Consider the following 23,352-nt stretch of genomic DNA (forward strand, 5'->3'; position numbering starts at 1 on the left):
TGTGTGAGGCGGTTGCCAGGGATTTTGTTACTGCTGAGCGCCACAGTGATTGTCATTGTGGCGCTGCTGGTGAGCGGGCTGCGTCTGGTGATGCCGCATCTCAACAGTTATCGCAGCGACATACTGCAGACGGTTTCACGCATCAGCGGTGTCACTGCAGAAGCCAGCGAACTTCAGGGGTCGTGGCAGAATTTCGGCCCGACGCTGCAGGTACGCGATCTGCGTATCGATATGCAGCAGGAGGGCGAACTGCACATTGGCCGCGTCAGCCTGGCGCTGGATGTCTGGCAGTCGCTGCTGCACTGGCGCTGGCAGTTCCGCGATTTAACTTTCTGGCAGCTGCGTCTGGCGACGGAGCGCCCGCTGTTTACCCGCGACGGCGAGACCACCAGCATCAAGCCCGCTCAAATCAACGACCTGTTCCTGCGCCAGTTCGATCACTTCGATTTACGCGACAGCACTATCCGCTTTCTGACGCCTTCAGGCCAGCATGCCGAACTGGCGATACCGCGTCTCACCTGGCTGAATGAAGCAAACCGGCATCGCGCTGAAGGCGAAGTCAGCCTTAGCAGCTTTACCGGTCAGCATGGCGTTGTGCAGGTCAGGCTGGATTTAAATGATACTCGTGGCCTGCTGAACGACGGTCACATCTGGATGCAGGCAGACGATGTGGATGTGCGTCCCTGGATTGGCCGCTGGCTGCGTGATAACACCAGCCTGGAGAGCGCGCGTATCAGCCTGGCGGCATGGGCCAGCCTGCGTGATGGCGAACTCTATGCGGGTGACATACTGATTAAACAGGGCGGGGCACACTGGCGCGGTGAACAGCATAATCACCAGCTGCAGATTGACGGACTGACCGCGCATCTGGCGCGCTTCCGCAACGGCTGGAGTCTGAACATACCGCAAACCCGGCTCAGCACGGATGGCGTTGCCTGGGCACCCGGCCGGATTGCGCTGCTGTGGCAACCTCAGGATCACGCGGCAGCGGAGATCCGGGTACGCGCTACCCGTCTTGATCTGCAGCGGTTTGCGCCGCTGGTTCCGCTGATTGGTCCGCTCTCACCGACGCTACTGGATACGTGGCGTGCGCTGCAGCCGCGCGGTTATATCGACACGCTGGCGCTGGATATTCCCCTGGCGCAGCCGGAACAGACGCGGCTGCAGGCGACCTGGCGCGACCTGGCGTGGCATAACTGGAAGCTGCTGCCCGGCATCAGCAATCTCAGCGGGCGCGCCAGCGGCAGCGTCAGCCATGGCCAGGTGGACCTCAGCATGGGGCAGGCTGAAGTGCCCTACGGGGATATGTTCCAGGCGCCGCTGGATATTCATCAGCTGAGTGGCCAGCTGAGCTGGCTGCGTGACCGTCATGGTCTGACGCTGGCAGGGCATCAGCTGGATGTGCAGGCGCGTTCGCTGTGGGCGCGCGGCGACTTCCGCTATCAGCAAAACAGTGACACGGCACCCCGGCTCGATATTCTGGCCGGCATTCGCGTCACCGACGCGGGCGATGCGTGGCGTTATCTGCCGGAACCGCTGATGGGACATAACCTGACGCACTACCTTAGCGAAGCGATAAAAGGCGGTGAAACGGACAATGCCACGCTGCTGTTTGCCGGCGATCCGCGCCTGTTCCCGTTTAAGCACAACGACGGCATGTTTGAAGTTCAGGTGCCGCTGCGCAATGCTGCGTTCCGCTTTCTGCCTGGCTGGCCGGCTCTGCAGAATCTGGATATCGATCTCGATTTTGTGAATGACGGCCTGTGGATGCGCGCTGACAACGCGCGTCTGGGTAAGGTTGAGGCGCGCAATGTCACAGCCGTCATTCCGGATTATCTCAAAGAGAAATTACTTATCGCCGGCGATTTGAGCGGGCAGGGGGCGGATATCGGCGCCTACTTTGATGAGACGCCGCTGAAATCATCGCTCGGTGCCGCGCTGCAGCAGCTGCAGGTTGGCGGCAAGGTAAAAAGCACGCTCAATCTTGAGATCCCGCTGGATGGCGAGCAGGTACACGCCAGCGGCAACGTGGTGATGAATAACAACACGCTGCATATTAAGCCGCTGAAAAGCACGCTGACGCAGCTGACAGGACGTTTTCGCTATAACAACGGCAATCTTGAAAGCGAAGAGATGCAGGCGAACTGGTTTGGTCAGCCGCTGGGGGTCACTTTCAGCACGCAGGAGAATCCGCAGGACTTTGGCGTTAACGTCCGGCTGCTGGGCGACTGGCAGCCCGCGCATCTCAGCGTGATGCCGGAAGCGGTGGCACGCCAGCTCAGTGGTTCACTCGCCTGGCAGGGCAAGGTAGATATCACGCTACCCCATAGCGGGGGCGCCACCTACAGCGTCGATCTGAACGGCGATGGCAAAGCAGTAAGCAGTCACTTACCCGCACCGCTGACAAAGTCTGCCGGTGAAGCGCTGCCGGTAACGGTCAGGGCTAAAGGCGATCTGAATGGCTTTATGCTCAGCGGCAGCGTAGGTGAAACGCACCGCTTTAACAGCCGCTGGCTGCTGGAGCCGCAGCTGCGCGTCGAACGCGGCATCTGGCAGAACGACATCACAACCACCCCTGCACTGCCGGCGCAGCGCGGGATGGTATTAAACCTGCCGCCGCTGGATGGGGAAGCCTGGCTTGGTGTGCTGGCAGGCGCAGGTGCAGGCGGCAGCGGACAGGGTGCCACCCAGGTGGGCGGCGTCGGACTGCCGGGAGATATCACGCTGCATACACCAGCCCTGACGCTGGGCGGGCAGCAGTGGCACGATCTCAGCGCCACTCTGCTGCAGGGCCCGGGCGGTGATGCGCAGCTGAAGCTGGAGAGTCGTGAAGCGCGCGGCACGCTGACCACAGCGCAGCGTGCACCGTGGCGCATCAATCTGAACTACCTTTATTATAATCCGCAATGGAAACAGACCGGCAGCACGCAGGCGTCCTCACCTTTCAGCGGCGACAGCGGCATCGATTTCAGTCAGTGGCCCGCGCTGCAGCTTAACTGCGATGAGTGCTGGCTGCGCGGACAAAAGTTCGGACGAATGGCTGCAACGCTGACGCCACACGGAGAGACGTTAGCACTCACTAACGGTATTGTGGATAGCGGCAACGCCCGGCTCAGCGTCAATGGCGAATGGGTTAACTCACCGGGCAATCCGCGCACCTCGCTGAAGGGTCGCCTGAGCGGCAGCAACATCAACGATGCCACTAACTGGTTTGGTATGAATACGCCGCTGCGCGATGCGCCGTTTAACGTGGATTATGATCTGCACTGGCGCGCTGCGCCGTGGCAGCCTGCTGAAGCGTCGCTGAGCGGCACGCTGAAAACACATTTCGGCAAAGGACAGATTGCAGATGTGAATACCGGACGGGCGGGCCAGCTGCTGCGGCTGGTGAGCTTTGATGCGCTGCTGCGCAAGCTGCGTCTGGATTTCAGCGATACCTTCAGCGATGGCTTCTATTTTGATTCAATCAACGGCACTGCCTGGATCGAAAACGGTGTCATGCGCACTGATAACCTGCTGGTCGATGGGCTGGAAGCGGATATCGCGATGCAGGGCCGGATCGATCTGGTACAGCGGCAAATTGATATGGAAGCGGTTGTGGCGCCGGAGATCTCCGCCTCAGTCGGTGTGGCAACGGCATTTGTGATCAATCCGGTGGTTGGTGCCGCCGTTTTTGCCGCCAGCAAGGTGCTGGGACCGCTGTGGAACAAGATATCTCTGCTGCGCTATCACATCAGTGGCCCGCTGGATAAACCAGAAATCAGTGAAGTGTTGCGCAAAGCGCGCGACGCCGGCAGCAAGTGAATTTGACGCCGTCGGGGAATTGCCGCAGGCTATGACTATCTGAGCACATAATGAGTGAGAAACGATGACTCTGAATCTGGTAAGTGAGCAGTTACTGACTGCGAACAGCATTAAACAGCAGGACCTTCATTCCCTGTTAGGGCAGCTTTCAGAACGTCGTCTGGATTATGCCGATCTCTATTTTCAGTCCAGCTTCCATGAGTCCTGGGTGCTGGAAGATAAAATTATTAAAGATGGTTCCTACCATATCGATCAGGGCGTTGGCGTACGTGCCGTAAGCGGTGAAAAAACCGGCTTCGCCTATGCAGACCAGATCACCCTGAACGCGCTGCGTCAGTCTTCGGAAGCGGCGCGCAGCATTGTACGCGAGCAGGGCAACGGCACCGCACATACGCTGCAGGCGGTCATGCATCGCTCGCTCTATGCGCCGGTTAATCCGCTCGACAGCCTGACGCGTGAAGACAAAATCGCCCTGCTGCATCGCGTGGACCGCGTAGCGCGCGCGGCCGATCCGCGCGTGCAGGAGGTCAATGCCAGCCTGAGCGGCGTTTACGAACAGGTGCTGGTGGCGGCAACGGATGGGACGCTGGCGGCGGATATTCGTCCACTGGTGCGTCTGTCAATCAGCGTGCAGGTGGAAGATCAGGGCAAGCGCGAGCGCGGCTCAAGCGGCGGCGGCGCGCGTACCGGTTATGAATTTTTCCTTGCCGATGAGAGCGGTGACGTCCGCGCTGATGCCTGGGCGCGTGAAGCGGTACGCATGGCGCTGGTTAACCTCTCCGCGGTTGCAGCCCCTGCAGGCGCGCTGCCGGTGGTACTGGGTGCCGGCTGGCCGGGTGTACTGCTGCACGAAGCGGTAGGACATGGGCTTGAAGGCGACTTCAACCGCCGTGAAACGTCGGTATTCAGCGGCAAGATGGGGCAGCTGGTTGCCTCTGAGCTCTGTACCGTGGTGGATGATGGCACGCTGGAAGGACTGCGCGGCTCGCTGGCAGTGGATGATGAGGGTGTGCCGGGCCAGTACAACATGCTGATCGAAAATGGCGTGCTGAAAGGCTACATCCAGGACAAGCTTAATGCACGCCTGATGGGGGTGCCGCCCACCGGTAATGGCCGGCGCGAATCGTATGCGCATCTGCCTATGCCGCGCATGACCAACACCTACATGCTGGCTGGCAAGTCCACGCCGCAGGAGATCATCGAAAGCGTGGAATATGGCCTCTATGCGCCTAACTTCGGCGGTGGTCAGGTCGATATTACCTCGGGCAAATTTGTGTTCTCTACTTCAGAAGCGTATCTGATTGAGAAGGGCAAAGTCACCCGGCCGGTTAAAGGCGCTACGCTGATTGGCTCCGGTATTGAGGCGATGCAGCAGATCTCAATGGTCGGTAACGATCTGGCGCTGGATAAAGGCGTTGGCGTATGCGGTAAAGAGGGACAGAGCGTTCCGGTTGGCGTGGGTCAGCCGACGCTGAAGCTGGACAAAATCACCGTAGGCGGCACCGCCTGAGGGGCTGAACCTCTGTCACTATAAAGGCTGCCTGCGGGCAGCCTTTTTTGTGGCTGCGTCAGCTATAAATGCGCCCGATTCAGCCATTTTGGCAAAATGGACATCGCGTTAAGTCGTTCGATTATTTATTCTGGCTAAAAAGTGATTTATGTCACGATTTGTAGAAAACATATAGTCAGGCACGTTATTATACGCGCGCTGGGTTTATGCACCGCATCCCGTCATGGACCTGACAGGCTGATGATGCGCTATGATTAGCTCAGGGCGGCCTGAGTGTTACTGCCACTTTTCTGCTGCCTGCTTAGCCACTCCTGGTGCGGCACAGCATGCGGGCAAAAGCGGTGCGATCCCCGGCAAGGTCGAACTAAGGAACCGAAATGAGTGTGCTTCCGGTATTTGTCGTATTCGGGCTATCTTTTCCGCCCATCTTCATTGAACTACTGGTTTCGCTGGCGCTGTTCTGGCTGGTGAAACGTGTGCTGACGCCGAGCGGGATCTACGATCTGGTGTGGCATCCGGCACTGTTTAACACGGCCCTCTATTGCTGTGTGTTTTATCTTGTATCCCGTCTATTCATCTGAGGTTTTAAGTGAAAGCGCTCATAAGAAAAATCGCGCGTTACGCGATTACGCTCCTGCTGGTTATCATCGCCATCGTGATTGTCTTCCGCGCCTGGGTCTTCTATACCGAATCCCCGTGGACACGCGATGCTAAATTCTCTGCGGATGTGGTGGCTATTGCACCTGATGTCACCGGTCTGATCACCGACGTACCGGTGCATGACAACCAGCTGGTGAAGAAGGGCGATACGCTGTTTATCGTCGATCGTCCGCGCTATCAGAAAGCGCTGGCGCAGGCGCAGGCAGACGTGGACTATTATCAGGCGCTGGTCAGTGAAAAACGCCGCGAGGCGGGACGCCGTAATCAGCTCGGTACCAGCGCAATGTCGCGTGAGGCGATTGAACAGGCCAACAGCGATCTGCAGACCAGTGAACACCAGCTGGCGAAATCGATCGCCACCCGCGATCTGGCGGTTATCGATCTTGACCGCACCACCATTAAAGCCCCCTCTGATGGCTGGGTGACCAACCTCAATGTGTATGAAGGTGAATTCATTACGCGCGGCTCTGTAGCGGTAGCGCTGGTACAGCAGCACTCCTTCTACGTACTGGCTTATATGGAAGAGACCAAACTCAGCGGCGTGCGTCCGGGCTTTCGCGCTGAAGTCACCCCGCTGGGCAGTAATACCGTGTTACGCGGCACGGTGGACAGCGTGGCCGCCGGGGTGACCAATAGCAGCAGCAGCATTGATAACAAAGGCATGGCAACGGTGGATTCTAATCTGGAGTGGGTGCGTCTGGCGCAGCGCGTGCCGGTGCGTATCCGCCTTGATGCCCAGCCTGGCAACCGTTTCCCGGCAGGCACCACCGCGACCGTGACGATCACCGGTGAGCAGGACCGGCAGACCAATGTCTCGCCGCTGGCGCAGTTCTTCAATCGCCTGCGTGAGTTTGGTTAAGCGGGGGCGTGATGATTGAGTTTCTGCGTTTCCCGGTCAAGCTGACGTTTGCGCTGGTGGCCGCGCTGATGATTGGTTTTCACTTTCATCTGGAAACGCCGCGCTGGGCAGTCATGACCGCCGGGATTGTGGCTGGCGGTACCGCCTTTGCGGCAGGTGGCGATCCTTACTCCGGTGCGCTGCGCTATCGCGGCGTATTACGCATCATCGGTACCTTCATTGGCTGTATCGCTGCGCTGACCATCATGATCACCACCGTGCGTGCGCCGGTGGTGATGTTGCTGCTCTGCTGCATATGGGCCGGCTTCTGCGTCTGGCTCTCCTCGCTAATCAAAGTCGAAAACTCCTACGCGCTTGGCCTGGCAGGTTATACCGCGCTGATTATCGTCGTCACCGCTGACGCGACCGGCGGGCTGACGCTGGCCCCCCAGTTCGCCGTAGAGCGCTGCAGCGAAATTGTGCTCGGGATCCTCTGCGCGATTCTGGCAGACATGCTGTTTTCACCCCGTTCAATTAAAAACGTTATTGATGCAGAAGTGGATGCGCTGCTGGTGGCGCACTACAAATTGCTGCAGCTCTGCGTTGCGCACGAAGATAAAGATGAGGTGGATAAAGCCTGGAGCGCGCTGGTGCGTCGTACTACCGCGCTGAACGGCATGCGCAGCCAGCTGATGATGGAGTCGTCGCGCTGGCAGAACAGCAGCCGCCGGCTGCAGATGCTCAATACCCTGTCGCTGACGCTGATTACGCAGGCAGCAGAGACGTTTCTTATTCAGAACTCCCGACCCGACTATATTCCGCCCCAGTTTCGGCTGTTGCTGGAGAAAGAGGCAAACAGCGCCGGCGAGGTTCATAAGCGCACGAAGGTATTACGCCGCGTTATCAGCGACAGCAGCAAAACGGTCCCGGTTACGCTTGCCAGCTGGACCGGGGCGGCAACTGAATATCTGCTGCTGATCAAAGGGATTAAATGCAACAGCCGTATCAGCGCGCGGGAAGAGAGTATCCTGCAGCGGGAGATCATCGTTCAGGCCCGATCGGCTGAAACTCACCATGCGATGATCAACGGTATTCGCACCTTTGTCGCCACCGCGCTGGGGGCCCTGTTCTGGCTCTATACCGGCTGGACCTCCGGCAGCGGCTGCATGGTCATGCTGGGGGTGATTACCGCACTGGCGATGCGCATGCCTAATCCGCTGATGATGGCCAAAGATTTCTTTTACGGTATGGCGTTCGCCGTGCCGCTCGGGTTGTTCTACTTCACCTGGGTCCTGCCTGCAACGCAGCAGAGTGCGCTGCTGCTCTGTATCGCCATTGGTCTGCTCGGCTTTGTCGGCGGTATCTTTGTGCAGCGGCGGCAGATTGGCACGCTGGGTGCGCTGATCGGCACCATCAATGTGCTGGTGCTGGATAACCCAATGAAGTTTGAATTCAACGTGTTTCTGGATAATGCGCTGGGACAGTGGATCGGCAGCTTTGTCGCCATGATGGTCATTTTGCTGATTCGCGATAAATCCAAAGCGCGTACCGGCCGCAAGCTGCTGAATCGCCTGATGTATGCCGCCGTTGCGGCGCTGACGACGAATCAGGCCCGGCGCCGGGAAAACCATCTGCCGGCGCTTTATCAGCAGCTTTTTCTGCTGCTGAATCTGTTTCCGGGCGATATCGACAAATACCGTATCGCCCTGACGCTGATCATTGGTCACCAGCGGCTGCGTAATGCAGAGGTGCCGGTCAATGCGGATCTCTCTGCTTATCACCGGCAGCTGCGACACACCGCCGATCGGGTTATTTCGGCCAGCAGCGATGATAAGCGGCGCGACGCGTTCAGAACGCTGTTGCAGGAGCTGGCCATCTATCAGGAAAAGCTGGCGCATTATGCTGCGCCAGACAGCGTCACTGAACCGGTCGCGCGCCTGACGCAGATGCTGGACAAATATCAGAACACCCTCATTCAGGTTTAAATCTGCCGCCGCCGCTCTGTGCGGCGGCAGGCATATGCCACGCTGACACAAATCGGCTGCGCGTTGCCATCTATACTTTCCTGACGGATGCATACTGACAGGAGAATATTGATGTCCGCTTCTTTGCAGCAACATGAACTCTTCAAAACCGGCTTCTTCGCTGCGGGTCAATGGCACTCTGCCTCCGCGACGTTTGACGTCATCAACCCGGCGACCGGCGACGTGATTGCCCGCGTTGCAAAAGCAGGTAAAGCGGAAACTGAACAGGCGATTACTGCCGCGCAGCGCGCTTTTCCCGGCTGGCGGGATAAAACGGCCAAAGAACGAGCCGGGATCCTGATGCGCTGGTATCAGCTGATCATGGATAACAAACGCTGGCTGGCAGAGCTGATGACCGCCGAGCAGGGCAAGCCGGTTAAAGAGGCGGAGGGCGAAGTGGAGTATGCCGCCAGCTTTATCCAGTGGTTTGCGGAAGAAGCCAAGCGCGCTAACGGTGAGATTATCCCGCCCGCCAAACCGGGTTCGCGTATTCTGGCCACGCGTGAACCGGTGGGCGTGGTCGCGGCCATTACTCCCTGGAATTTCCCGATGGCCATGCTGACCCGCAAGCTCGGACCGGCGCTGGCCGCGGGCTGCACCGGCATCATTAAACCGGCTAATAATACCCCGCTCAGCGCGTTTGCCCTGGTCGCGCTGGCACAGCAGGCTGGCGTGCCGGACGGTGTGCTCAACGCCGTGGCGGGTGATACGCAGGCGATCAGCGACGCTATTATGGCCTCGCGCGCAGTGCGCAAAATCTCGTTTACCGGTTCAACGGCAGTGGGTAAAACGCTGATGCGTAATGCGGCTGAGACAATGAAAAAGGTCTCTATGGAGCTGGGCGGCAATGCACCCTTTATCGTCTTTGAAGATGCAGATATTGATGCTGCCGTACAGGGCGCAATTGCCAATAAATTTCGTAATGCCGGTCAGGTCTGTGTCAGCGTGAATCGCTTTTATATTCATGAGCAGATTTACGATCGCTTTGTTACGCAGCTGGCAGAGGCCGTTAAGCAGCTAAAAGTCGGTAACGGCATGGACGATGGCGTAATTGTCGGGCCGTTGATCGCTGCCTCCGCGCTGGAAAAAGTTGAAGAGCATGTGCAGGACGCGGTGCGCAAAGGGGGCCGGATAGTAACCGGTGGCGAACGGCATGGGCTGGGAGGAAATTTCTGGCAGCCCACGGTGATCGCAGAGGCGCAGGAGAGCATGATGCTGGCGCAGGAGGAGACATTTGGTCCGGTCGCAGCCTGTTTCCGCTTTAACAGCGAAGAGGAGGTCATCGGGCGGGCAAATGATACCGAATATGGTCTGGCTGCCTACTTCTATACGCAGAATCTGCAGCGGGTGTTCCGCGTCTCTGCTGCACTGGAAGCGGGGATGATCGGGATCAATGAGTGTGCGGTCTCTACCGAGGTGGCACCGTTTGGCGGGATCAAAGAGTCAGGGCTGGGGCGTGAAGGCTCAGTGCTGGGTATCGAAGAGTATCTGGAAGTTAAAGCGCTGCATCTGGGCGGTCTCTCTTAGCAGGAGGATACAGGCATGCGAACCGAGCGTTTCGATTTTGATGAAATAGTCGATCAGGCCCATTTCTATAGTCAGTTTGGCGAGCGTTTTATGCTGGCAGACGCCGCTATTCGCGATCTGGACGATCTCTGGCGGGTGATTACCGGTAAACAGCTGCCGCTGCCGCTGGAGATCCTCTTCATTAATCTGGGGAGAGGGCAGAAACGCCGGTATAGCGCATTGATCCTGCTGTTTGATAAAGCAGAAGAGGAGCTGGAAGGCCAGCTCCGCTTTACAACTCAGTAATACAACCCAAAAAGGGCCCCGCAAAGCGGGGCCAAAGGGTTCGTCAGGGGTGACGAGGAATTACTTATAGAGTTCAGCTGTTACGTGATAGCTGTCACCGGTACGCGCTTCAATAACGCGGTAAGCGCTGGCACCCTGCGCATCAGCTTTCTGGGAAAGCTGCTCACGATAATCCATCGGTGCACCGCCGGTACCGCTGATTGAAATGGTGCTGCCTACAGGCTGCAGATGTTGTGCTGATTCGCTGGTGACCAGTTGAGCCGCAGAGGCGCCAAAGGCAAACAGAGACAGCAGGCCAGCAGTTGCAAGAGTTGTTTTGATTTTCATGATATATCTCCTCGTTCGTATCAACAACCTGCAGCTACACCAGAGTAAGCGGGTCGTCGATGAGCATCGGCGTTCATAACGCCGGTTAACAGTTATTTATAGAGTTCAGCCGTAGCGTGATACGTATTGTCTTTATACGCCTCGATAACACGATATGCTTTTGCGCCCTGCGCATCGGCTTTAGCATTAAGCTGCTGATGGATATCCATCGGTGAGCCGCCTACGCCGCTGACGCTGATGGTGCCGGCTGCCTGCAGGTTAGCTGCCTGATCGGCAGAAACAGAATCTGCTGCAGAAGCGCCAAATGACAGTGCAGAGAGAATGCTAAGGGTGGCGATAGTCGCTTTAATGTTCATGATCTTTTCCTCGTCTGTGATTTTTATCTTTTTAGTTAGTGTGATTTGCGTCACGAAAAGAAGTATAGATCTAATCACGCAGGAAATTAATACTTCGCTAATAATGTTTCGTTGTTATCCTTTATCCTTATGATGCTTTTTTATAACGTTAAGTTATTAAAAGCGGGTGTTTTTTATTCACAGAGCCGCTTTTTTTCGTAAAAACAGTGATCTGCGTCAAATTAACTTTTCGTGCGAAAGTTTATGGTTGATGCCGCTACAGGCTGGCGAGGAAAGTAGTTTAAAGGGGTAAAATACTGCTTCTATGCAGCACAAAATATGGATAGATATCGGAAAGGCCTAAAGGTCGGACCTATGCAGGCCGGTTTGATAACGTTTTGCGATAAAGAAAAGAGGGGCGGAGTACAGCGGTATCTGGCATGGCCAGACGGAGCCGGCAGCCAGGCTGCCGGCAGAGAGACGTTACAGCTCCTGTTCAAACAGCACCAGTACCGCGTCATAAAGCTGTTTAACGGTAAAAGCACGCGCAGGCGTAATGAAAATGGTGTCATCGCCGGCAATAGTGCCCAGAATCCCTTCCGCTTTGCCAAGTGAATCGAGCAGCCGTGCAATCAGCTGCGCGGCACCCGGGCTGGTATGGATCACCACCAGCGCCTCGTTGTAATCGATATCCAGTACCAGATTTTTAAGCGGGCTGGTCGCGGTAGGCACACCCAGTTCAGCGGGCAGACAGTAGACCATCTCCATTTTTGCGTTGCGCGTGCGCACCGCGCCAAACTTTGTCAGCATGCGTGAAACTTTTGACTGATTGATATTCTCAAAGCCATCGTCCTGCAGAGCCTGCACGATTTCGCCCTGAGAGCTGAATTTTTCTTCTTTAAGCAAGGCCTTAAATGCCTTGATAAGATCGTCTTGTTTTGAAGGATTACGCATAAGCTACCAATGAATGAGAGGCGCAGCAGGCAACAAGCCTGCAGCTGATAAATTATTATGCATTTAGATGAATTTTTATGCAATGCGTCAGCGGCGACTTTCGCGATACGTCCGCGCGGGCCGGGCATTCTAGCAGAAACTGGCTAAGCACCAAAATCGCGCGCTGACGCGCAAAGCAGAGGTTGCAAAGTTGTTATACTATTGACGTGGTAACAACCAGATCGACGATCAAAGCCGTATATCTCTGCTGGCTGCGATAAGATCATTCAGGCGCTTCTGAAACAGAGCGGTATCGGAAGCGGATAGTAACATGCTGCCTGTGCGCGGCGGCAATGTCGCTATCGCCTGAGATGTTGACTAAACTCGTAAGCTGATGGATTTCTGGCATATCTTTGCCCCATCTTAATAAGGAGTTCAGGATGAAAGTTGCCGTTCTCGGAGCCGCTGGCGGTATTGGCCAGGCGCTGGCTCTGCTGCTCAAAACGCAGTTACCCGCGGGTTCCGCCCTCTCTCTCTATGACATTGCACCGGTTACGCCTGGCGTAGCGGTCGATCTCAGCCATATCCCTACTGCTGTAACCGTTGAGGGTTTCAGCGGTGAAGATGCTACCCCTGCCTTAAAGGGGGCCGATGTGGTCCTGATTTCTGCCGGGGTAGCGCGTAAACCCGGCATGGATCGCGCCGATCTGTTTAACGTTAATGCGGGCATTGTCCGCAACCTGATTGCGCAGGTAGCCAGCACGGCACCAACCGCGCTGATTGGTGTGATCACGAATCCGGTTAATACCACTGTGGCAATCGCCGCAGAGGTGCTGAAAAAAGCCGGCGTTTACGATAAAAACCGGCTGTTTGGCGTCTCCACGCTGGATGTCATTCGCGCTAATACCTTTGTCGCTGCGCTCAAAGGTAAACAGCCAGATGAAGTCGACGTGCCGGTGGTGGGTGGCCACTCCGGCGTGACCATTCTGCCACTGCTGTCGCAGGTGCCAGGCGTCAGTTTCAGCGAGCAGGAGATTGCCGATCTTACCAGGCGAATTCAGAACGCCGGCACCGAAGTGGTGGAAGCAAAAGCGGGTGGCGGGTCGGCTACCCTCTCAATGGGACAGGCGGCCGCACGCTTTGGTCTGTCGCTGATCCGTGCGCTGCAGGGTGAAGCAAACGTGGTTGAATGCGCCTATGTCGAAGGCGACGGTGAATATGCGCGCTTCTTCTCTCAGCCGCTGCTGTTAGGGAAAAACGGGATTGCTGAACGCCGCCCGCTGGGCACGCTGAGTGAGTTTGAGCAGCAGGCGCTAAACGGTATGCTGGAGACGCTGAAAAAAGACATTGCGCAGGGTGAAGAGTTTGTGAAGCAGTAAATGCTTTGACGCAGTGTGAAACGCCCGGCGTCTGCCGGGCGTTTTTGTTACAGTCCGCCAGACCTGAAGGTCTGGGTGGCCGCCGTGCCATTGCCGGCAGGCGTTTTGCGTCCCAGCGTTTCCATACGCACCTGGAAAGGCGGGAAGGGCATCTCAATGTTATGTTCTGCAAAGCCCCGCAGGATCAGCTGATGCAGCTCATGTCGCAGCGGCATACGATGTCCCATCTCTGCCGCATGCACGCGCAGCTCAAACAGCTGAATACCCTGCTGCAGATCCACCAAGTAGACTTCCGGCGGCGGCATATCCAGCACGTAGGTGCAGCGCTCAGCCGCCTGTTTCAGTATGGTCGTGGCTTCTTCACTGTTGACGCGCGCCGGTGCCGGGATGGTCAGCACCACACGCGTAACGGAATCGGACAACGACCAGTTCACAAACTGCTCGGTGATAAACGCTTTATTGGGCACGATAATCTCTTTCCGGTCCCAGTCGGTAATGGTCGTGGCACGGGTGTTAATACGCGTAATGCTGCCGGTGAGATCGCGGATGGTTACGGTATCGCCAATACGAATCGGTTTTTCAAACAGGATAATCAGGCCAGAGATAAAGTTGGCAAAAATTTCCTGCAGGCCAAATCCCAGTCCCAGACCCAGTGCAGCCACCAGCCACTGCAGCTTTGACCACTCCACGCCAATCATCGAGAAGCCAATCAGGCCGCCCATCAGCATCAGCGCATATTTGGTCAGCGTTGTAATGGCGTAGCCGGTACCGGGAGCCAGGCTGAGATGCTGCAGCAGCGCCAGCTCCAGCAGCGCCGGCATATTGCGGACCAGCTGCGTGGTGATAATCAGCACCAGAATAGCGATGAGCACCGCACCCAGCGTGATAGGCTGCACGCTCTCAACACCCTGAACGGTGGTACTGGCATCCCAGAGCGGAATGTTATCGAGAAAACTAAACGCAGAGTGGATTTCCGACCAGAGCAGGATCACCGATACCAGCGCAATCAGCGTCAGGATGGAACGCACCAGTCGCAGCGACTGCGCACTGATGGCATCAAGGTCGATCACCGGCTCATCAATTTCAATCGTGTCAGTATTGGTCGCGCTCTGCTGCTCTTTTTCCTCTTCACTGCGTGCGCGGTTGGCCAGCATATCGGCACGACGCTGGCGGGCACGATCAAACGCAATGCGCCGGCGCTGAATCAGCATCCAGCGGCGAATAATATGATAAATCACCAGCAGGAAGAACCAGATACAGACTGAGGTTTCCAGACGTGCCAGCAGCGCCTGGGCGGTTGCCAGATAGCCAATGCAGGAGGCGAAGGCGGCCACCAGCGGGATGGCGATCATCAGGTTCCACAGGACGCGGTTAACAAAATTGTCACCGTTGCCTTCTTTATCAAGATACAGCGGAATGCCGGCGCGCTTCAGGCTGACCGTAACAATGCTTAGCGCGCCGCAGATCAGAACAAAGCAGAGCCGGCCCAGCGTCGCGGAAAACTGCGGATCTTCCAGATTGCCAAAGGCGATCAGCAGCATAATCAGCGGTACAATCAGCCCCACGGTCAGCGAATAGTAGCGCATGGCACGCGCCACCCGCGTCTGCGGCCAGCGAAAGTGCACGACAAACAGGCCGTCGTGACGGGCAAAAGCGGCGCTGATCATAAACGCCCACAGCAGCGGCAGCGTGGCGGTGATGCCATCGCCTATTGCCACGGCGAACGGGTAGGGCCATGCATGCTGCAGGCCATAGCCCAGTGCCGCCCAGAGCACCGGCAGCGGCAGCGCCACCAGAATGGACCAGAATACCGTACGCAGCGTCAGGCTAAAGCGATCCTGTGTCACTTTGCCCACGCGGCTGGCAGCACGCGCCATAAACGCGTTGTAGTGACGGCGTGAGCTGATGCTGAAACCCACCAGCAGCACCGCGCCCATAATCGGCAGCACCGTTTCGCGACTGGTAAACATCATGGCCAGCGCTTTACCCATCTGGCCCAGCGTATCCAGCGACAGCAGACGGGTGAGTGCGCTCGCAACTTCCAGTGGATATTTCAGGCCAACCGGACTGACATCCGCTGTCCAGAAGAGATAACGATGCGTCGCTTCTTTGACTTCGCTGAGCGCATCCTGCAGCTGCGTGTTTGATACCCTGAGTTTGGTGATCTCCAGAATCAGCGTATCGCAGCCGGAGATCAGCGAATTAAGCAGTTCACGCTGCGTGCGCAGCTGCGCGTCCAGAATCCTGTTCTGCTCACTGGTGTAAGGCGTGCCATCATCCTGCTTCTCTTTACGTAAAGCCTGCTGACGCTCCAGCAGTGACTCATAGTGCAGCCGCTGCACCCGCAGCTCGCCCATTTCGCTATCGATCTGCTGCGCTTTTGGCATATCGGGCAGACGGGCCACCTGCGCGCGCAGGGCTTCACCCAGCAAATTAGAGGCGCCCAGCCACTGTGACTGCTCGCGCAGCGTGCTCAGCGCCTGGCGCACCTGCAGCGTCTGATTGGTCGCCAGACGCTGCTGAGAGGCGACCAGATCCATACGCTGCGCCTGCTGATTCAGATCTGCAGAGAGCTGACGATTGATACGCAGCTGCTCGCTAATGGCAGGCGGCAGATCGCCGCTGTTTTCCGCCAGCTGTTCCGTACGCTCCAGCGCCAGTTCCGCCTCACGCTGACGCTGGTTATTCAGCTGGCTGCGCAGCGCCTGCAGATAGTTATCGAGCTGCGTGGCTTTCCGCTGATGCACTTCTGCCCGCATGCGGGCCAGCTCCTGACGGTTATTGGCAGAGAGCTGCGCCAGTTCCAGCTCATCCACCCGGGCTTTACTCGCTGCGCTTTCCGCCTGGCGGGCGTAAATCTGCGCCTGGGCAAGGGGTGACGCTGACGCGGTGTTGGAAACCCCCTGCGCGCGGCGCTCATTTTCAGTCATGGCACGGCGCGCATCGGTCTGCTGCTGCGGCAGCTGCGCCAGTGAGTCGCTGATTTCACGCGCGCGGTCCTGCTCCTGCTGCGCCTGCCGTCCCTCTTCCAGCAGCTGGCTGCTGACCTGAAGTATCTCCTGATCCAGTTCCGCATTGCTCATATTGCTGCGTACGGGTTTGCTGGTCTCATTCAGCGCGGCGATCTGCTGGCGCAGTTCGCGTGCCAGCCGGGGAAAATCGTCGATCACCTGCTGATACTGTTTCGCCCGCTCCAGTGAATCGCTGCGTTCAGAGAGAAAGTTGATGGCCGCTTCCAGCGCCTGCACCTGTTCAGTTTGCGCAGGACTGTTTTTAGCGGATTTCGCCTCATCCAGTTCCTGCTGCAGCTGCGTGGTGGAGGGAAGGGAGGCGGCATAGAGAGGGCTGCTGAGCGCGAGGCTCAGCAGCAGGACAAGAAAGGCGCGCACGGGAGCAGGTCTCTGATTAGTGAGTCAGCGGGGCGCTGTCGCCAGACTGCGGCAGTGCAATAGCCAGCGGCTGGCCGAGACGGGTTTTGCTTTCCGCCTCCAGGCTTTCCGCCAGTTTTACCCGGTCAGGCGCAAACAGGTTGATCACGGTTGAGCCAAGTTTGAAACGGCCCATCTCCTGACCTTTTAGCAGCACGACCGCACCATCATGTTCAGCAGACGGGTAGCGCCAGCGTTTGATCACGCCTTCACGCGGCGGCGTTACGGTCCCTGCCCAGACAGTTTCAATACTGCCGACGATAGTGGCGCCCACCAGAATCTGTACCATCGGGCCGTGATCGGTATCAAATACGCAGATAACGCGTTCATTACGGGCAAACAGATTAGGGATATTGCGCGCCGTGAGCGGGTTAACGGAGTACAGATCGCCCGGCACGTAGATCATTTCACGCAGGATACCGTTACAGGGCATATGCACCCGGTGGTAGTCGCGCGGAGCAAGATAAGTGGTGACAAACTCACCATCAATAAATTTCTCTGCCAGCTCGTCGTTGCCTGCCAGCAGCGCCTGCAGCGTATAGTAGTGTCCTTTCGCCTGAAAAATCTGATCGCCGGTGATACGGCCCAGCTGGCTGATCGCGCCATCACACGGCAGCGCCAGCAGCGAAGCGTCGGGATCGACAGGGCGGGCACCCTCTTTCAGCGGGCGGACAAAGAAGTCGTTGAATGTGCGATAGCTGCCGGTATGCGGCTTACTGGCTTCCGCCATATCAACTTTATAGAACCAGACGAAAGCATCAATGACCGCTTTGGTCAGCCAGCCACCGCGGCGACTGGCGCCCCAGCCGGCGAGTTCGGTCAGCGCCTTCTTGGGCAGAATATGATTCAGGCCGAGTTTAAAACGATCAAACACCGTTGCCTCCTGGCTTAATACCTGTGGTTTACGTAAAAAAGGGGGGCGGATTGTAGCAGCGCCCCGGTGAGTTAGCGACTATGTCGTTTTACCGATCAATCTTCATCGGCAGAAAAGTTTTTACGCGTTTTTACCTGCGCCATACTCTCCAGAATACGGTGGTAATTATCAAAGCGCGATGCGTTAATCAGGCCATTTTCTACCGCTTCGCGGATTGCGCAGCCGGGATCGGTATCGTGCTTGCAGTCGCGGAACTTACAGCTGCCGAGAAATTCACGAAATTCCACAAACCCGCGGGTAACCTGTTCCGGCTCAAGATGCCACAGGCCAAACTCACGCACGCCGGGCGAGTCAATCACATCGCCGCCGTGCGGGCAGTGATAAAGACGGGAGGCGGTCGTGGTGTGCTGTCCCAGGCCGGACACATCTGAGACATCATTGGTCAAAATCTCGCTGCCGGCGACGTCCAGCCCCAGCAGCCGGTTCAGCAGGCTCGACTTACCCACGCCTGACTGGCCGGCAAAAATACTGACGCGCCCGGTCAGTGCCGCTTCCAGATCTTTCAGACCATCCTGTGCGTAGCTGGAGACCATCAGCACGCGATAGCCAATATGGCGATAGATATCCATCTGTTCATCAACAAACGCGCGCGCGTCACTATCCAGCAGATCGATCTTATTGAGGACCAGTAATGGCTCAATACCCAGCGTTTCGCTGGCGACCAGATAACGGTCGATAATATTTAAAGAGAGCTCCGGCAGAATAGCTGACACGATCATGATCTGATCGATATTGGCCGCGATAGGCTTTACGCCGTCGTAAAAATCTGGCCGGGTCAGCACGGTTTTACGCTCGTGTACCGCTTCAACGATCCCTTTACCGCTATTTTCGTTCGCTGCGCGCCACACCACGCGATCGCCGGTAACCAGCGAGCGGATAGTGCGGCGGATATTACAGCGATGCACTTCACCCGCCTGGTCTTCGACATCTGCGTGCATGCCAAAGCGGCTGATCACCACACCCTCAGACGCATCGCCAAACAGGCTGTCATCAGGCTCCGGTTTTTCACTCCGTTGCTGCAGACGACGCTGATGGTTTGCGCTTACGCGACGTTGTTGACCCTTCGACAGTTTATTTTTGCTCACGCATCCTCTCACGCTTTCGCCAGGCTTCGCCCCGCTGGGCAAAACGTCTATGATACACCTTAACGCGGTCGAATGACGACACTGGTAACGGATGGAAAATAGATGACAGCTGGAAACGAAAATAACCTGATCTGGATCGACCTTGAAATGACCGGACTCGATCCGGTACGCGATCGCATTATTGAGATCGCGACTATCGTCACGGACGCAAACTTAAATATTCTTGCAGAGGGGCCGGTGCTGGCGGTGCATCAGTCTGATGAGCAGCTGGCCCTGATGGATGAGTGGAATGTGCGTACCCATACCGGCAGCGGTCTGGTAGAGCGGGTCAAAGCGAGCCAGCATAACGATCGCGCGGCTGAGCAGGCCACGCTGGCGTTTCTTCAGCAGTGGGTACCTGCTAATACCTCACCTATTTGCGGCAACAGCATCGGCCAGGATCGCCGCTTTCTGTTTAATTATATGCCGGAGCTGGAAGCTTACTTCCATTACCGCTATCTGGATGTCAGCACCCTGAAAGAGCTGGCGCGGCGCTGGAAGCCACAGATTCTGCCAGGCTTTAAAAAAGCGGGTACACACCAGGCGCTGGATGATATTCGCGAGTCGATTGCGGAACTGGCGTACTATCGCGAGCACTTTTTACAGCTGTAACGGCCTGAAATGCGCAGTAAAGCATCATTTTGTCGATTAAATCAGCAAACGCGCTGAAAGCGCAAAATTTTGCGATAAGAGGCTTGCGGCAAAAACGAATTCTCGTATAATGCGCACCCCGTACCGATGAAGAATTTCGTGTGGTGCGCAGCAGTAAAGTATCAGCGTTTATCCCCAGCGTGCAGGTTGCGCCGGTTCAGATAATCGCAATGATGATGCGGGAATAGCTCAGTTGGTAGAGCACGACCTTGCCAAGGTCGGGGTCGCGAGTTCGAGTCTCGTTTCCCGCTCCAGATTTAAAGATGTAGTCAGATACCAATATCAGATGTTTTGCTTTGCCGCGTAGCAGCAGGGTGAATATCAACGATAATGCGGGAATAGCTCAGTTGGTAGAGCACGACCTTGCCAAGGTCGGGGTCGCGAGTTCGAGTCTCGTTTCCCGCTCCAGAATCTGTTTTGTAGTAACCTCTTTGCGGGAATAGCTCAGTTGGTAGAGCACGACCTTGCCAAGGTCGGGGTCGCGAGTTCGAGTCTCGTTTCCCGCTCCAGTTTTCTTATTCACGATTGTTTCCTGCCTGCGGGCGCTATCAGACATTAAGCACTGCGTTTGTTCCTTTTGCAGCCTGCGTTGTTCTGATCATTACACACGCTGTGTCAGCGTCGATATTGCCGATGGTTTGCTGCATACCGCTGCAAGTTATCCACAATTTGCCCGCGCCTGAAAGGCGGCGTTATACCCACTATGCAAAACCCTTTTGAACAGAGTTATCCACAAGCTCTGGCTCGACCCCTGCGCGTTATCTGGTGAATATAAGTTTACAAATGCTGTGTAAGTGTTTGTTTAACATAGCTAAATTAGTATTTCATTATGTTAATGAGCGCTATAGACCACAGGCGCCCCCACGTCACTGTTTTTATGAAAAAATCTTATGCACAGCGTGTGGACAAACCTGTGTGCAGCAGGAGCGCTCAATCATGCATCACGCGTCAGGCCCTTTTCCACGGCGCGTACTAAACGCAGCGTTTTCGCAGGCTGTACCTCAATAACCTCCGCTGCGCGCTTCTGCTGCTGCTGATCCAGTGCCCAGTCAATATGCTCATCCAGCAACGGATGCTCGCCACGCCGCTGTTGCAGCGCTGCTACGCATTCGGCTGACCAGGGCGCATTACCCAGCGCCACGGCAATATTGCGCAGCCAGCGCAGATGACCAATTCGCCGAATTGCTGAACCTTCCGTTACGCGCAGAAAGCGCGCCTCATCCCAGCCAAACAGCGCTGTCAGCTCTGGTGCATGCAGCACCGCACGCGGTGAAAAGTCCGCTTCATCCGTCAGCTGACTGTAGCGATTCCAGGGACAGATCAGCTGACAGTCATCACAGCCATAAATACGGTTGCCGATCAGCGGACGAAACGCTTCAGGGATCGCACCTTCCAGCTCAATGGTGAGATAAGAGATACAGCGCCGCGCATCCACGACATAAGGTTCCACAATGGCACCGGTCGGACAGATTGTCAGGCAGGCGACGCAGCGGCCACACTGCTCCTCCTGGGGAGCATCAACCGGCAGCGGCAGATCGATCAACAGTTCACCGAGGAAAAACCATGAGCCCGCTTCGCGATTAAGGATCAGCGAATGTTTTCCGGTCCAGCCAAGCCCCGCTTTCGCTGCCAGCTGGCGCTCCATCACGGGAGCAGAATCCACAAACGGGCGAAAATTGAGTTCGCTGCAGTGTGACTGGATCATTTCTCCGAGCTTTTTCAGGCGATTGCGTAATACTTTGTGATAGTCGCGACCCAGCGCATAGCGGCTGACGTAGCCAAGCTGAGGATTTTTCAGGGTCCGGGCAAAAGCCGCTTTTGCGGGCAGATAGTTCATGCGGACGCTGATCACCCGCAGCGTGCCGGGCAGCAGTTCATGCGGACGCGCACGCATCATGCCGTGGCGCGCCATCCATGCCATCTCACCGTGATACTGCTTGTCCAGCCACGCCTGAAGCTTTGGCTCTTCGGCACGTAAATCGGTATCACAGATGCCAACCTGCTGAAAGCCGAGATCGCGCCCCCACTGTTTAATCTGTTGAGCAAGCTGTTGAAGATCGAGAGGATATGACATGAGAAACCAGGCAGTTGATGCAAACGCACGCAGTTTACCACACTCTGTCTGGCCTGCGCAGGCCATGGCGCAGCTGGAGCAGGAGGCAGCTGACAGCCTGGGAGTGACGTTGTATGAACTGATGCAGCGCGCCGGTCAGGCGAGCTTTACGCTGGCGCGTCAGAGCTGGCCTGAGGCAAAACACTGGCTGATCCTGTGCGGCCATGGCAACAACGGCGGTGATGGCTACGTCATTGCGCGACTGGCTCAGGCAGCGGGCATTGCAGTCACGCTGCTGGCGTGTGAAGGCAGCAGGCCGTTGCCTGACGAAGCACGACAGGCGCGCGAAGCCTGGCTGGAGGCGGGTGGCGAGATCCATGCTGCAGACAGCGTATGGCCGGAGCCGGTCGATTTGATTGTGGACGCGCTGCTGGGCACCGGCCTCAGCCGTGCGCCTGCGGCACCGTATACAACATTGATTGAGGCGATCAATCAGCATACCGCGCCGGTACTGGCTATTGATGCGCCATCCGGCTTGCTGGCGACAACCGGTGTCACGCCGGGTGTGGCGGTCGTCGCCAGTCGCACACTGAGTATGATCGCGCTGAAGCCGGGTCTGCTGACGGGAAAAGCACGCGATCATGTTGGTGAGCTGCACTGCGATACGCTGGGCCTTGATGCCTGGCTCAGCGGGCAACAGGCGCCTGTCCGGCGCTATGCAGCGGAGCATCTGACGCACTGGCTCAAACCGCGTAAAGCAACCTCGCATAAAGGCGATCACGGGCAGCTGCTGATTATTGGCGGCGACAGCGGAACCGCTGGCGCGATCCGTATGACCGGTGAGGCGGCACTACGCAGCGGCGCCGGACTGGTACGCGTGCTGACGCAGGCTGATAATATCGGGCCGCTTATTACCGCGCGCCCTGAGCTGATGGTTGATGCATTTACGCCTGAAAAACTGCACAACGCGCTGGCGTGGGCGGATGTCGTGGCGATTGGACCGGGCATGGGACAGCGCGACTGGGCACAGCAGGCGCTGCAGCAGGTTGCTGCCAGTGAAAAGCCGATGCTTTGGGATGCAGATGCGCTTAACCTGCTGGCAATCAATCCCGATAACCGTCAGAATCGCATCATTACGCCGCATCCCGGCGAAGCGGCCCGGCTGCTGGGGGTGAAAACCAGTGAAATTGAGCACGATCGCCTGCAGGCCGCGCAGACGCTGGCACGGCGCTATGGCGGGGTAGTGGTCCTGAAAGGCGCCGGGACGGTCATTGCCAGTGCCGCAGGAGACGTCGCGATTGCTGATGTGGGTAACGCCGGTATGGCATCGGGCGGCATGGGCGATACGCTGAGCGGTATCATTGCAGCACTGCTGGGCCAGCAGCTTTCGCTATTTGAAGCAGCCTGTGCGGGCTGCGTGGTACACGGCGCAGCGGCAGATGCAGTTGCCCGCCATCGCGGAACGCGCGGTATGTTAGCCACTGATTTGTTTGAACAACTGTGGCAGTTTGTTAATCCAGAGATGATGCAACAATAACGC

The 23,352-nt window shown here is 57.0% G+C and carries 17 protein-coding genes and 3 tRNA genes; 13 read left to right on the plus strand and 7 right to left on the minus strand.

Annotation, left to right across the window (positions count from 1 at the left end; genetic code table 11):
* Positions 1–3: 3 nt before the first annotated feature.
* From yhdP to BBA90_RS04255, 7 genes are all read left to right on the plus strand, one after another.
* On the plus strand, positions 4–3,804 hold the full coding sequence (gene yhdP, locus BBA90_RS04225) for an AsmA2 domain-containing protein YhdP (RefSeq protein WP_065648070.1): 3,801 nt from the start codon (positions 4–6) through the stop codon (positions 3,802–3,804).
* 64 nt (positions 3,805–3,868) lie between these two features.
* A complete protein-coding gene (gene tldD / locus BBA90_RS04230) occupies positions 3,869–5,314 on the plus strand; it encodes a metalloprotease TldD (protein WP_065648071.1) in 1,446 nt (481 codons plus the stop codon).
* Between the two features lie 377 nt (positions 5,315–5,691).
* Positions 5,692–5,895, plus strand: a complete 204-nt coding sequence (gene aaeX / locus BBA90_RS04235; protein WP_065648072.1) for a p-hydroxybenzoic acid efflux pump operon protein AaeX — start codon at positions 5,692–5,694, stop codon at positions 5,893–5,895.
* Positions 5,896–5,903: 8 nt separating this feature from the next.
* On the plus strand, positions 5,904–6,833 hold the full coding sequence (aaeA, locus tag BBA90_RS04240) for a p-hydroxybenzoic acid efflux pump subunit AaeA (RefSeq protein WP_065648073.1): 930 nt from the start codon (positions 5,904–5,906) through the stop codon (positions 6,831–6,833).
* Between the two features lie 11 nt (positions 6,834–6,844).
* On the plus strand, positions 6,845–8,797 hold the full coding sequence (aaeB, locus tag BBA90_RS04245; protein WP_065648074.1) for a p-hydroxybenzoic acid efflux pump subunit AaeB: 1,953 nt from the start codon (positions 6,845–6,847) through the stop codon (positions 8,795–8,797).
* Between the two features lie 111 nt (positions 8,798–8,908).
* Positions 8,909–10,363: an NAD-dependent succinate-semialdehyde dehydrogenase gene (locus tag BBA90_RS04250; RefSeq protein WP_139074167.1), complete on the plus strand. Its 1,455-nt coding sequence runs from the start codon at positions 8,909–8,911 to the stop codon at positions 10,361–10,363.
* Positions 10,364–10,378: 15 nt separating this feature from the next.
* The gene (locus BBA90_RS04255; protein WP_065648076.1) at positions 10,379–10,648 is read left to right on the plus strand and encodes a barstar family protein; all 270 of its coding nucleotides are present in this window, start codon (positions 10,379–10,381) and stop codon (positions 10,646–10,648) included.
* 60 nt (positions 10,649–10,708) lie between these two features.
* Here BBA90_RS04255 and yhcN (BBA90_RS04260) read toward each other — a convergent pair whose 3' ends face one another.
* From yhcN (BBA90_RS04260) to argR, 3 genes are all read right to left on the minus strand, one after another.
* Positions 10,709–10,975 (minus strand): peroxide/acid stress response protein YhcN, encoded by a 267-nt coding sequence (gene yhcN, locus BBA90_RS04260; RefSeq protein WP_065648077.1) that lies wholly within the window; start codon positions 10,973–10,975, stop codon positions 10,709–10,711.
* A 92-nt stretch (positions 10,976–11,067) separates the two neighbouring features.
* Positions 11,068–11,331 (minus strand): peroxide/acid stress response protein YhcN, encoded by a 264-nt coding sequence (yhcN, locus tag BBA90_RS04265; protein WP_065648078.1) that lies wholly within the window; start codon positions 11,329–11,331, stop codon positions 11,068–11,070.
* A gap of 462 nt (positions 11,332–11,793) precedes the next feature.
* Positions 11,794–12,264 carry a transcriptional regulator ArgR gene (gene argR / locus BBA90_RS04270; protein WP_065648079.1) on the minus strand — a complete coding sequence of 157 codons (471 nt, stop codon included), beginning with the start codon at positions 12,262–12,264 and terminating at the stop codon, positions 11,794–11,796.
* A 419-nt stretch (positions 12,265–12,683) separates the two neighbouring features.
* On the opposite strand from argR, the gene mdh reads away from it, so the two are divergent.
* Complete coding sequence (gene mdh / locus BBA90_RS04275) at positions 12,684–13,622, plus strand: malate dehydrogenase (RefSeq protein WP_065648080.1); 939 nt, start codon at positions 12,684–12,686, stop codon at positions 13,620–13,622.
* Between the two features lie 47 nt (positions 13,623–13,669).
* Here mdh and mscM read toward each other — a convergent pair whose 3' ends face one another.
* The 3 genes from mscM to rsgA all read right to left on the minus strand — a co-directional run bounded on the left by mscM (position 13,670) and on the right by rsgA (position 19,069).
* Positions 13,670–17,011 carry a miniconductance mechanosensitive channel MscM gene (gene mscM, locus BBA90_RS04280; RefSeq protein WP_065648081.1) on the minus strand — a complete coding sequence of 1,114 codons (3,342 nt, stop codon included), beginning with the start codon at positions 17,009–17,011 and terminating at the stop codon, positions 13,670–13,672.
* A 16-nt stretch (positions 17,012–17,027) separates the two neighbouring features.
* Positions 17,028–17,924, minus strand: coding sequence for an archaetidylserine decarboxylase (gene asd, locus BBA90_RS04285; protein WP_065648082.1), 897 nt, complete (start codon positions 17,922–17,924; stop codon positions 17,028–17,030).
* 95 nt (positions 17,925–18,019) lie between these two features.
* Positions 18,020–19,069 (minus strand): small ribosomal subunit biogenesis GTPase RsgA, encoded by a 1,050-nt coding sequence (gene rsgA / locus BBA90_RS04290; protein WP_065648083.1) that lies wholly within the window; start codon positions 19,067–19,069, stop codon positions 18,020–18,022.
* Positions 19,070–19,171: 102 nt separating this feature from the next.
* On the opposite strand from rsgA, the gene orn reads away from it, so the two are divergent.
* The 4 genes from orn to BBA90_RS04310 all read left to right on the plus strand — a co-directional run bounded on the left by orn (position 19,172) and on the right by BBA90_RS04310 (position 20,268).
* Complete coding sequence (orn, locus tag BBA90_RS04295; protein WP_065648084.1) at positions 19,172–19,720, plus strand: oligoribonuclease; 549 nt, start codon at positions 19,172–19,174, stop codon at positions 19,718–19,720.
* A 217-nt stretch (positions 19,721–19,937) separates the two neighbouring features.
* Positions 19,938–20,013: transfer RNA gene (locus BBA90_RS04300), tRNA-Gly, on the plus strand.
* Between the two features lie 78 nt (positions 20,014–20,091).
* Positions 20,092–20,167, plus strand: a tRNA-Gly gene (locus BBA90_RS04305).
* Positions 20,168–20,192: 25 nt separating this feature from the next.
* A tRNA-Gly gene (locus tag BBA90_RS04310) sits at positions 20,193–20,268 on the plus strand.
* A gap of 425 nt (positions 20,269–20,693) precedes the next feature.
* Here the strand turns inward: BBA90_RS04310 and queG are convergent.
* A complete protein-coding gene (queG, locus tag BBA90_RS04315; protein WP_065648357.1) occupies positions 20,694–21,833 on the minus strand; it encodes a tRNA epoxyqueuosine(34) reductase QueG in 1,140 nt (379 codons plus the stop codon).
* On the opposite strand from queG, the gene nnr reads away from it, so the two are divergent.
* A complete protein-coding gene (gene nnr / locus BBA90_RS04320) occupies positions 21,832–23,349 on the plus strand; it encodes a bifunctional ADP-dependent NAD(P)H-hydrate dehydratase/NAD(P)H-hydrate epimerase (protein ID WP_075050710.1) in 1,518 nt (505 codons plus the stop codon). The two genes, queG and nnr, sit on opposite strands and share 2 nt — an antisense overlap.
* Positions 23,350–23,352: the final 3 nt, after the last annotated feature.

The sequence above is a fragment of the Pantoea eucrina genome (genome assembly GCF_001691555.1).
GTDB classification, from domain to species: domain Bacteria; phylum Pseudomonadota; class Gammaproteobacteria; order Enterobacterales; family Enterobacteriaceae; genus Pantoea; species Pantoea borealis.

Coding starts and splice junctions, on each gene's coding strand:
- tldD (WP_065648071.1), top strand. CDS start 3,869: ATGACTCTGAATCTGGTAAGTGAGCAGTTACTGACTGCGAACAGCATT.
- aaeX (WP_065648072.1), top strand. CDS start 5,692: ATGAGTGTGCTTCCGGTATTTGTCGTATTCGGGCTATCTTTTCCGCCC.
- aaeB (WP_065648074.1), top strand. CDS start 6,845: ATGATTGAGTTTCTGCGTTTCCCGGTCAAGCTGACGTTTGCGCTGGTG.
- BBA90_RS04250 (WP_139074167.1), top strand. CDS start 8,909: ATGTCCGCTTCTTTGCAGCAACATGAACTCTTCAAAACCGGCTTCTTC.
- BBA90_RS04255 (WP_065648076.1), top strand. CDS start 10,379: ATGCGAACCGAGCGTTTCGATTTTGATGAAATAGTCGATCAGGCCCAT.
- yhcN (WP_065648077.1), bottom strand. CDS start 10,975: ATGAAAATCAAAACAACTCTTGCAACTGCTGGCCTGCTGTCTCTGTTT.
- yhcN (WP_065648078.1), bottom strand. CDS start 11,331: ATGAACATTAAAGCGACTATCGCCACCCTTAGCATTCTCTCTGCACTG.
- argR (WP_065648079.1), bottom strand. CDS start 12,264: ATGCGTAATCCTTCAAAACAAGACGATCTTATCAAGGCATTTAAGGCC.
- mdh (WP_065648080.1), top strand. CDS start 12,684: ATGAAAGTTGCCGTTCTCGGAGCCGCTGGCGGTATTGGCCAGGCGCTG.
- orn (WP_065648084.1), top strand. CDS start 19,172: ATGACAGCTGGAAACGAAAATAACCTGATCTGGATCGACCTTGAAATG.
- nnr (WP_075050710.1), top strand. CDS start 21,832: ATGAGAAACCAGGCAGTTGATGCAAACGCACGCAGTTTACCACACTCT.
- queG (WP_065648357.1), bottom strand. CDS start 21,833: ATGTCATATCCTCTCGATCTTCAACAGCTTGCTCAACAGATTAAACAG.